Source organism: Binatus soli (SeqCode), from assembly GCF_050015535.1.
Taxonomy (GTDB): domain Bacteria; phylum Desulfobacterota; class Binatia; order Binatales; family Binataceae; genus Binatus; species Binatus soli.
Window position 1 is genome coordinate 1 of sequence record NZ_JBEKBF010000034.1, and the last position, 9,547, is coordinate 9,547.

The window sequence follows — 9,547 nt, forward strand, 5'->3', positions numbered from 1 at the left end:
GGCTGCGGAACCGGCATGCGATCGTGGTAGAGAGCGCAGACAAAAAGGTGTGCATGCCCGCGACGCTACGGCGGCCAAGCAAAAAACTCCAGTCTTCTCGCCGCTTTCGGAATTTTCAGCAGGGACAGGGGCTCATGAAATCTGAGCCATTGTCAAAAGAATTCAATCACAAAAATGGCGGCATCGCGTTTGCTCATATCGATCCGTCGCACCGCTGACCAAAGATGACTGAGCATAAACCGAGCAAAAATCTCTGGGCGCTTAGTTCCCTTGCAGCCACGATGGGTGATGGCGCTGCCGATTTCGCCGCCGACGATCACGAATCTTTTCGCCGGCAGGAATTCGTCTTTGCCTCTCTCAATCTCCTGCTGATTGGTGCGCTACTAGCGCTGCAGGCAATCTCAAGGTTCGTTCGCGGCAGACCTTCCGCGTCGGTCATCATCGTCCTGGGGGTTGGTTTGATCGTCCAGGCGGCTCACCTCATCTGGCTTCGCAGGAAGAACGCGCCGCTTTCTCGGCCGACACGACGGATCCTCACGTTCTGGTCTCTCGGATTCAACTCGACGCTCGCGTTATTGCTCACATCGTTAACCATCAGAGGAGACACTGCGTACTACGCCCTGATGCTTCTCCCTATACTCGAAGCGTCTTTCAGGCTTGGCCTCGGCGCCACGATCGCAGTGGTCGTGCTGGCGGACTTCATAAGTTTCATGGGCGCCTATGGCATGAAATTCGGCGAGTACATTGAAGCCGGCGCAATGTCAGTGATTTACAGCGTGATGGGAGTGTTGGTGTGGCTCCTGGTCAACAATCTTCGCACGCGCGAGGCAAAATTCGTGCGCAATCTCGAGGAACTCGAGCGCACCCGTCAGCAATTGCTCTCTGAAGAGAAGCTCGCCGCGATCGGCCGATTGTCCAGGGCAATCGCACACGAGATCCGAAATCCCGTTGCGATGATTTCCAGCTCACTGGCAACCGCCACCCGGCCGGGTCAGGACGAAACAGAACGAGAAGAAATGTTCTCGATCGCAGCGGAAGAAGCCGTGCGTCTTGAGCGGGTTACCACCGACTTCCTGGTTTACGCGCGTCCGCGCGCCGTGCAAATCGCGCAAGTAAACCTCGCCGACACGCTGAACTACGTCGCAACCGTCGCCCGCGCGTATGCGGCCAATGAAGGAGTAACGATCGATGTGGCGGTCGATAGGAACCTTGAGGGAGAGTTCGATGCAACTCAGATGCATCAGGCGCTCCTGAACCTCGTGCTGAATGCAATCGATGCATGCCATCGGGGTGACTGGGTGAAACTCAATGCTCAGATGAACGGGAATGGCACGATCAGAATCGACGTGGTTGACCCGGCTGGACCGATTCCCGCTGAAATTGTGGCGTGCATTTTCGAGCCACTGTTCACTACCAAACAGAGCGGCAACGGACTCGGTCTCGCGATCGCGCGCAATATCGCGCTCGCGCACGGCAGCGATATTACATTGAGAATCAACGAAACGCGGCGGGTATGCTTTTCCATCGAGATACCGGCACACTTCCCGAGCCAATCTCTTAGATAGGGGCCACAGTATGGGCAAGATACTCGTTGTAGATGACGAACCGCACCTGCGGCGGATACTCATCTCCAATCTGAAGCAGGAACATCACGAAGTAGTCGAGGCGGCCGGCGTCAAAGATGCGCGGGGCGCGCTTGCCGAGTACACATTCGACGCTGTCATAACAGACCAGAAAATGGGTGATGGTGAAGGATTGGACGTCCTGGCTGCGGCGCGGGAGGCCGATCTGACTTTGTCAGTCGTTTTTCTGACCGCGTTTGCGACAATTGAACTCGCAGTGGAGAGCATGCGCCGCGGCGCGTTTGATTTCATTACGAAGCCCTTCGTTCCGGAAGTATTGCTGGCATCAGCCACCCGCGCGATGGAGCACACGCGGCTCGTGCGTGAGAACAGCAGGCTTCGCGACACGGTGGTGCGCCTTGAAGGCTCGTCGGAGATCAGGGGGCACAGTCTCGCAATTCGCCAACTTCGCGAGAACATTGCGCGCGTTGCACCAACCAACGCTACCGTCCTCGTCACTGGAGAAACTGGAACCGGCAAGGAGCTTGTGGCCCGTGCAATTCATCGCAACAGCCTGCGCGCCGAAAAGCCCCTGGTCGCCGTCAATTGCGCGGCGTTTACCGAAACCCTTCTGGAAAGCGAGCTGTTTGGAAACGAGCGGGGAGCGTTCACGGGCGCGGACCGCGCGCGCGAGGGAGTTTTTGAGGCAGCACACGAAGGTACTCTCTTTCTGGACGAGGCCGCCGAAATGTCGCTGCCGGCACAGGCCAAACTACTGCGGGTGCTGACGGACGGGCTCGTCACCCGCCTCGGATCAACCAAGCCCCGGCGCACCGATGTGCGGCTGCTGGTCGCGACCAACAGGGATTTGAAGCGGCGCGTACAGGAGGGCCGTTTTCGCGAGGACCTCTACTACCGGCTGGCTGTAGTTCCGCTCACGGTTCCTGCTCTGCGCGATCATCGCGAGGATATAGCCGAGCTTTGCGCTCTCTTCCTGGTGCAAGCTGTGCGCGATTTGAAGACGCCACCTCGCAGAATCAGCGCCGAGGCGATGCGCACGCTCCTCAGCTACGACTTTCCCGGGAATATCCGCGAACTTCGTAACCTCATCGAGCGCGCATGCATTCTCTCAACTGAGGAGGAAATCACACCGGAGAACTTCCCGGTCTCAACGCCTCGCAACGCAAACGGCTTCGCGCCCCGCAGCTCCGCCGAGCTCACTCCCGACCAGCTCGCCGAGATGATGCCCGAGACGCACAATCTTCGAGACTTTCTGGCCTCGCTTGAGAAAGCAGTGATTCAGCGTGCGCTAAAAATAACCGATGGCGCCCAGGCGGAAGTCGCGCGCCGGCTTGGAATGTCGCGAAGCGATCTTTCATACAAGCTCGGCAAGCATCGTAAGAAAGACGCGGCGTGTTGAAAGTCTTAGTTAACAGGTATGGCAGGAGGGCCAAATGAGATCTGGTTCGAAACAAATCGAAAGAACAGGCGCGCGCTGGACGATGTTCGCATTGTCCCTGCTTGCGGTCGTTACGTTTGCGGCCCCGGCTCTGAGCCAGGGCGCCGCTCCGATGTCGCAGAATCCCGCCGCCCAATCGGCGGGCAATCCGTCGACTCAGCCACCGGGCGAGAACAATCAGGGCGGCTATGCCGATCCGATCGCGGCATTCAATGAGCCGATGTTCACCTTCAACCTCAAGCTCGACGATTGGGTGCTGCGCCCTGTCGCCAGCGGATACGCCACCATCGCGCCCCAGCCGGTGCGTGAGAGCGTGAGCAGATTCTTTGACAACGCCCATGTCATCCCGCGCTTCGCCAACAACCTGTTTCAGCTCAAGCTGGCCGAGGCCGGCAGCGAAGCCGCCCGCTTTGGAATCAACACGACACTCGGATTGGCCGGCTTCTTCGATCCTGCCGACCTTTGGTTTGGGCTCAAACCGCGTCCCAACGATTTCGGTCTGACCATTCGCTACTACAACATTCCGACCGGTCCGTACCTGATGCTGCCGTTTTTTGGACCTTCGACGATTGGCGACACAGTCGGCCTGGTCGCCGACGGTGCGATGAATCCGATCAGCTACTTCGTTCCGCTGTGGGTGGCGGTCACGGTGGCCACCGGGCAGGGCGCGGTTCAAGCGGTGAACTATCGCTCGCTGCATCTGAACCAGTTCGAGGAAGCCGATCGCTATGCGATCGATCTCTACGGCGCCGTTCAGGACGCGTACCTGCAGACGCGCGTGCACAACGTCAAGAAGCTTCACGACGAACAGTGGTAAGCCGCTCCGGATTCGTTAGTTAAATCCAAAGGATCAGGCTCTCGGTTTCAGCGCCGCGACGAAGAAATCGGCGATCACAGGCGCCAGACGCGCGTGAACCGTTTCCCTATCGACGCCGGCCCGATCGATAAACAGCGGTACTCCATTCGCCGCCAATTCGGACGTGGCGCAATTCAGATAGACGAAGTGGCCCTCACCGGCATCGAGCTTGAGCAGAGTGGCCCGCGGTAAATTTGCAGCGTAGCGGCCCGCGTGATTCCCAAACGGAAGAAAATCGTTTTGCTCGGAGCCGACTACGAAGACAGGCACCCGCACCGTCGCCAGCGAAGCCGCACTGTAGCCGGGCCCGGCCGCTGTATCGAGCGCTACGATCGCCCTGACCCGCGCGTCGCGGTACGAAGCCGACGCTTCCGCAGGCGCCGGCATGAGCATGCGGTCCGATTCGCCGTACTTGCATCCAAGGTCGCCCTCGGCCGCGTCGGTCTGGCAGTATGCGGCAAGCGCGGCCGGATCGAAGGTGGCCCCGCCCAGTGCGATCGCGGTCGCACCTCCCGACGAATGTCCGATTGCGCCGATTCGCGCCGCGTCGACACGACCCGTGAAGTCGTCGTGCTCGAGGATGCGGTCGATCGCGAATGAGCAATCCGGCGGGCGCATCCACAGCCGCGTGACGGCGGCGGGCTCGATCGTGTCAGGTCCGTATATCCACGACTCTCCGAAGTGCGACACTCCCGCTACGACGAACCCGCGCCGCGCAAGGTACTCTGCAATCCATCCATAGTCGCGCGCCGCCCCGAGCGCGCCGTGCGACATCACAATCAGGGGAAGCGGCGGGTCGCGCGAGTCGAAGGCGCCATCGAGCGCCGCCGATCCCGCGCCGAGTCCATAGATGATCGGCTGCTCCGCGGTATCTGCGGCGGCTGGATACCAGACATCGACCCACACGGGCCGCTTGCGCGCAGAATCGCGCCATTGATATTGGCGAAACCCGGCCTGGTGCACTCGAAACCCTCCCCGGACGCAATCGTTCTTTCCACACGCGCCGCGGCGAATCGATTCCGCTTCACCATCGCGCTGGCGCTTTACTCGCCGTCTCCGATCTTTTCGTCCGGTTTCGTATACCTGCGTCTACCAAAAACTCCGAAAGCAGCGAAAAGTCTAGAGTTTTGAGAATCACCGCCGTGGTGTCGCCGGTATGCTTAAGCTCGTGCGATCGATCGTCTGTCGGCTTGGATACCGATTCCGCAGTCGGGCGGTTGTGGAACTAGAGAACCTCGCCCTCCGTCACCAGTTGCACGTTCTTCGCCGCCAGCGGCCAGGTTGGCCCCAGCTATTCGCGATCGACCGCCTGCTCTGGGTCTTGCTCTACCGACTGTGGCCGCGCTGTCTGGACGCGATGGTGTTGGTCAAGCCGGCCACCGTCGTTCAATGGCACCGTCAGGGACCCCGACTGTTTTGGCGTTGGCGCTCCAGATCCGGGCGGCCGTCAATGGACCGCGAGATTCGTGACCTGATTCGGCAGATGAGCAGCGCCAACCCGCTCTAGTGCGCGCCCCGGATCCACATTGAGCTGCTCAAGCTCGGCATCCAAGTCAGCCAAGCGACCGTCGCGAAGTACATGGTGCGAAGGCGAGGTGCGCCTTCCCCGACCTGGCGCAGCTTGCTGCGGAATCACGCCGAAGGCATCGCTGCCATCGATACGTTCGTTGTGGCGTCCGCGTCGTTTCGGCTGCCCTGCGTGATGATCATTCTGGCCCACGATCGCAGGAAGATCGTGTGCGCAGCTGTAACCGAGCATCCAGTCCGTCACATAGATGTTGCCGCTGGAATCCAGCGCGATGCCGTACGGAGCGCCCAAGGCTGCCGGCCTATTCTGTTACTACCTTGCCGCCCTGTACCGATGGACCCGAAAGAGGACCTGGTGGTAGTGTTCATGACCCAGATCATGCCGTCGGCTGCGTACAACTTCCGCGGGCAACTTAAGAACATCATTTATTCGGCCATCGTCGATTGAGGTGTAGGCCATGGAGACGTACGTCGAGCTCGATACCCAACTGCCTGACCATTACCGGACTCTCAAGGAGAACATTCATCGGTTCGCGCGCGAGGTGATGCGCCCGACCGCGGCCGCTCTCGACCGGCTCGCCGATCCGAGCGCGGTAATCGCCCCGGGCTCGCCGCTGTGGGACTTCCTCAAGCCGGCATATCGGCTCGGATACAATAAGGCCGGGTTTTCCACCCAGTTCGGCGGACTCGGACTGAGCGGCCTTGGGCAGCATATCTACCTCGAGGAGCTTGGATGGGGCAGCGCCGACCTCGCCCTGACACTTGGTCTTGCAGGGGCGCCGTTCGGCGCGCTTGCGGCCACCGGCAATCGCGAACTGATCGAAAAGTATGTCGTGCCGTTCATTCAGGATCGCGAGGCGCAGTACATCGGATGCTGGCCGGTGACCGAGCCGCAGCATGGATCGGACTGGGTGACGGCGAATTGGGGCGGGGGGCACGACGACCTGGCGGGTCACGTGATCGCCCGGCGCGACGGCGATTCCTACGTGATCAGCGGGCAGAAGGCGGCTTGGGTTTCCAACGGAACGATTGCGACCCATGGCCTGGTGATTCTGATCGCCGACCCCTCACGCGGCAGCGTGCTCGGCCGAGGGGTTGCTTTCGTGCCGTTTGACTTGCCGGGCGTATCGAAGGGCAAGCCGCTCAACAAGCTCGGCCAGCGCGCGCTCAACCAAGGCGAGATTTTCTTCGATGAGGTCAGGATTCCGAGCAGCTACATGCTGGTCGCACCCGACAAGCTCGCGGCCGCGGCGGCCTACGGCAGAGGTGGCGGTCCGAATGCGATGCTGGGGGCGGTCTTCACCGGAGTGGCTCGTGCGGCCTTCGAGATTGCGCTCGATTACTCCAAGCAGCGCATCCAGGGCGGCAAGCCGATTTGCGAGCATCAACTCGTGCAAAAGCACCTGTTCGAAATGTTCACCAAGGTCGAGGCGTGCCGCCTGCTCTCGCGCGCGGCGATAACCTACAACACCGACGCGCCTGTCCCCGCGATGGAATACTCGATTGCCTCGAAGACCTTCTGCACGCAGGCGGCATTCGAGGTCGCCAGCGACGCGCTTCAACTGCTGGGCGGCAACGGCCTCAGCAAGGAGTATCCGATCGAAAAAATCTTCCGCGACGCGCGCGCCGCGCTGATCGAGGACGGCACCAACGACGTGCTCGGCCTGGCCGGGGCGAAGCTGGTGCTCGCGCGCCCCTCCTGAGCGTGGCCGGGATGCGCCACGCGAATGCATAGGCCGATTCCGTTGCAAGCACTTTTTTAGGTAGCGCCCGACTACGCCCCGCGCCTGCGGATGCGCCCGAGCAGCGTTCGGCCGAAACGCGTTCGCCGCGAATCGAGCGCGGGGGAGGCTCGCCTGATTCTCCCAAATCGAGAATGACGCTGAGCGCGTTTCCCCGCGGGGCGTCTCCTCGACAAAGCGATTCCCCTAAGCAACCGATGCGAAACGAAGCACCGCGGAAAAAATCTTGGCCTCCCAGACGGGATTTGAACCCGGGTTACCGACGTGAAAGGCCGCATAAAAGCTGTCCCTACATTGTCCGCCTGTATTCATCCCCTTGGTGGTCAAGGTGATGGTCAGGTTTCCGCGCGCGTGGATGCACCGCGTAATCCGCGCCCTGGGCTGCCAAGAGAAGCGCAAGAAGAAGGGCTGAGTGAACGACACGCTCTCGTAGGCAGCGTTGCGGTTGGCAAAATATGACCCGGTGGGAAATTATCTGAACTATGAAATGGGTAAGGCGCATCTTGCTCTTCGCGTTGGCCGGCTTCGCACTGATAGCGATGTTTATCGTGGACGCGGCTTACTACGGCGCCGGAAAGATCATCACCCGAACATCGAGCGACGAGCACCGCATCATCCACGGTAATCCCGAAACTGCGCTTGACCTCGCGTACGAGGACGTTAGTTTTAAAGCCGAAGACGGAGAGACGCTGCGGGGCTGGTTTGTGCCGGCAGCATCCGCCGATGTCGGCGTGGTTACAGTGCATGGCTTGGGCGCAAATCGCCTCCAGTTTCTGCGCGAGGCGAAAATGCTACACGATAGCGGCTATGCGGTCCTGATGTTCGACTGCCGGGGCCATGGGATGAGTGACGGCAGCGGACGCATAGTACGGCTCGGCATATGGGAGCATCGCGACGTGGAAGCCGCGGTCGCGTACCTCAAGCAGAGCCGCGGGATAAAGCGCGTGGTCGTGTTCGGATGCTCGCAAGGTGCAGCGAGCGCGATCGAAGCCGCCGCTGAAGACAAGGATATCGAGGGCGTCATCGCCGAGGCATCGAACCTTTCACCCCGTGAAATCCTCACCGTCGCTATACGACGAGCCCGCCCCGATCTCGCGCCCGGCTTCGTTGCGATGATGACTTGGATCGCGGTTTGGCGGATGGGTGGCCGCGGGATGCCCGGTCCCATCGATGCAATCACGCAAATCGCGCCGCGACCCGTCCTCCTGATGCAAGGCTCTGCCGATGACACGGTGCCGCCGAACGATGTGCGGGTACTATTCGATCAGGCGCGCGCGCCAAAGTCGATCTGGATTGGGGAAGGAGCAGGACACTGCGAGCTGCGGGAAAAATATCCACAGCAGTATCGCCAACACGTGATCGATTTCCTGACACGCTATTTCCCTATTTCGAAATAGGATGGGCGGACGGCAGTTTTCGCACTCAGAGACCGAGATTATCCGCATGGTTCCCCGCGACGGACAGCTTCTTTCCGAGGGCGCGGGCAACTCGCTCGGAAGGCACGAAAAATCACCGACAGCGTGCAGCAATCAAAAGTTTGCAGACATCGAGGACTCGGGAAAGATACCAAGGACCTTCATAAGACTGGGTTGCGAACTTGGACCGCCACTGACATTATCCAACGCGTAAACTATTTCGGAAATCACTTCCGAATTGGGCAACTTAAGGCGATCAGCTAAACGAAAGGAGCACACCTTGGATTTACAGAAGATCTTGTCAGAGCTGAAAGCAGAAAGAGATCGGATCGTCCGGGCCATCGAAGCTCTGGGCGGAAAAGCCACCTCATCGCCTGCTACGAAGACGCGCGCAAACGGTGCAAAAGCGTCGGGTCGGCGGCGTGGCGGAATCACGCCGGAGGGTAGAAGGCGCCTGTCACTGGCGATGAAGAAGCGCTGGGCGGAGCGCAGGAAGAAACGATCCTAACGGCACTCAGCGTCACCGCTGAACCTTTTGGGGGTGCCCCGGGGTCACTAAATTGTGCCCATTTTTGGTGCACTCTCACGCTAGTGAATGCTATCGTTCAGGAGTCTTTGGAAATGGGCTGCAATTGCGCAGGATAGCGGTATGGGCCCCCCGCACCAATAGAACTCGCCGTTTTCATCGTGAGGCGCCCGCCGTGGCCGGGAAAACACGTACCGCCTGGCGGTACGCGGCGGATCTGAGTTATAAGCAGCTTGCTCGGCAAGATCATACGGAAATTCCGGCTTAGGCTATCGCGGGGGTATCTGCTTTTGTCCGCGCGCGACAGCACAGCAGACTTAGAGTTCGATGCCGTCGCGACGAGCACTCTCGGAGAGCCAGCTCGCGCGCGCATTCTGGCGCTGTTCCGCGCGTCGTATCGGGAAGCCAACGAGGCGTACCTCGAGCGCTCTCTTTCCCGGCTGCGCTTCATCGCGACCGC

Annotated in this window: 9 protein-coding genes; 7 read left to right on the forward strand and 2 right to left on the reverse strand. The window is 60.3% G+C overall.

Annotation, left to right across the window (positions count from 1 at the left end; translation table 11 throughout):
* From ABR989_RS17375 to ABR989_RS17390, 4 genes are all read left to right on the forward strand, one after another.
* Positions 1–218, forward strand: a 218-nt coding sequence (locus tag ABR989_RS17375) for a hypothetical protein (protein ID WP_428130576.1), incomplete at its 5' end; no start/stop codon positions are given.
* A 6-nt stretch (positions 219–224) separates the two neighbouring features.
* Complete coding sequence (locus tag ABR989_RS17380; protein WP_428130577.1) at positions 225–1,565, forward strand: sensor histidine kinase; 1,341 nt, start codon at positions 225–227, stop codon at positions 1,563–1,565.
* 10 nt (positions 1,566–1,575) lie between these two features.
* A complete protein-coding gene (locus ABR989_RS17385; RefSeq protein ID WP_428130578.1) occupies positions 1,576–2,982 on the forward strand; it encodes a sigma-54-dependent transcriptional regulator in 1,407 nt (468 codons plus the stop codon).
* A gap of 82 nt (positions 2,983–3,064) precedes the next feature.
* Entirely contained in the window at positions 3,065–3,838 is a 774-nt protein-coding gene (locus ABR989_RS17390; RefSeq protein ID WP_428130579.1) for an MlaA family lipoprotein, read from the forward strand.
* 33 nt (positions 3,839–3,871) lie between these two features.
* Here the strand turns inward: ABR989_RS17390 and ABR989_RS17395 are convergent, their stop codons facing one another.
* Both ABR989_RS17395 and ABR989_RS17400 read right to left on the reverse strand, forming a co-directional pair.
* Entirely contained in the window at positions 3,872–4,840 is a 969-nt protein-coding gene (locus ABR989_RS17395) for an alpha/beta hydrolase family protein (protein WP_428130580.1), read from the reverse strand.
* 484 nt (positions 4,841–5,324) lie between these two features.
* The gene (locus tag ABR989_RS17400) at positions 5,325–5,696 is read right to left on the reverse strand and encodes an SBBP repeat-containing protein (protein WP_428130581.1); all 372 of its coding nucleotides are present in this window, start codon (positions 5,694–5,696) and stop codon (positions 5,325–5,327) included.
* Between the two features lie 166 nt (positions 5,697–5,862).
* On the opposite strand from ABR989_RS17400, the gene ABR989_RS17405 reads away from it, so the two are divergent.
* The 3 genes from ABR989_RS17405 to ABR989_RS17415 all read left to right on the forward strand — a co-directional run.
* Positions 5,863–7,107 carry an acyl-CoA dehydrogenase family protein gene (locus ABR989_RS17405; RefSeq protein ID WP_428130582.1) on the forward strand — a complete coding sequence of 415 codons (1,245 nt, stop codon included), beginning with the start codon at positions 5,863–5,865 and terminating at the stop codon, positions 7,105–7,107.
* A gap of 521 nt (positions 7,108–7,628) precedes the next feature.
* On the forward strand, positions 7,629–8,543 hold the full coding sequence (locus tag ABR989_RS17410; RefSeq protein ID WP_428130583.1) for an alpha/beta hydrolase: 915 nt from the start codon (positions 7,629–7,631) through the stop codon (positions 8,541–8,543).
* A 777-nt stretch (positions 8,544–9,320) separates the two neighbouring features.
* Positions 9,321–9,547: hypothetical protein (locus ABR989_RS17415; protein ID WP_428130584.1), on the forward strand; the 227-nt coding region annotated here is incomplete at its 3' end.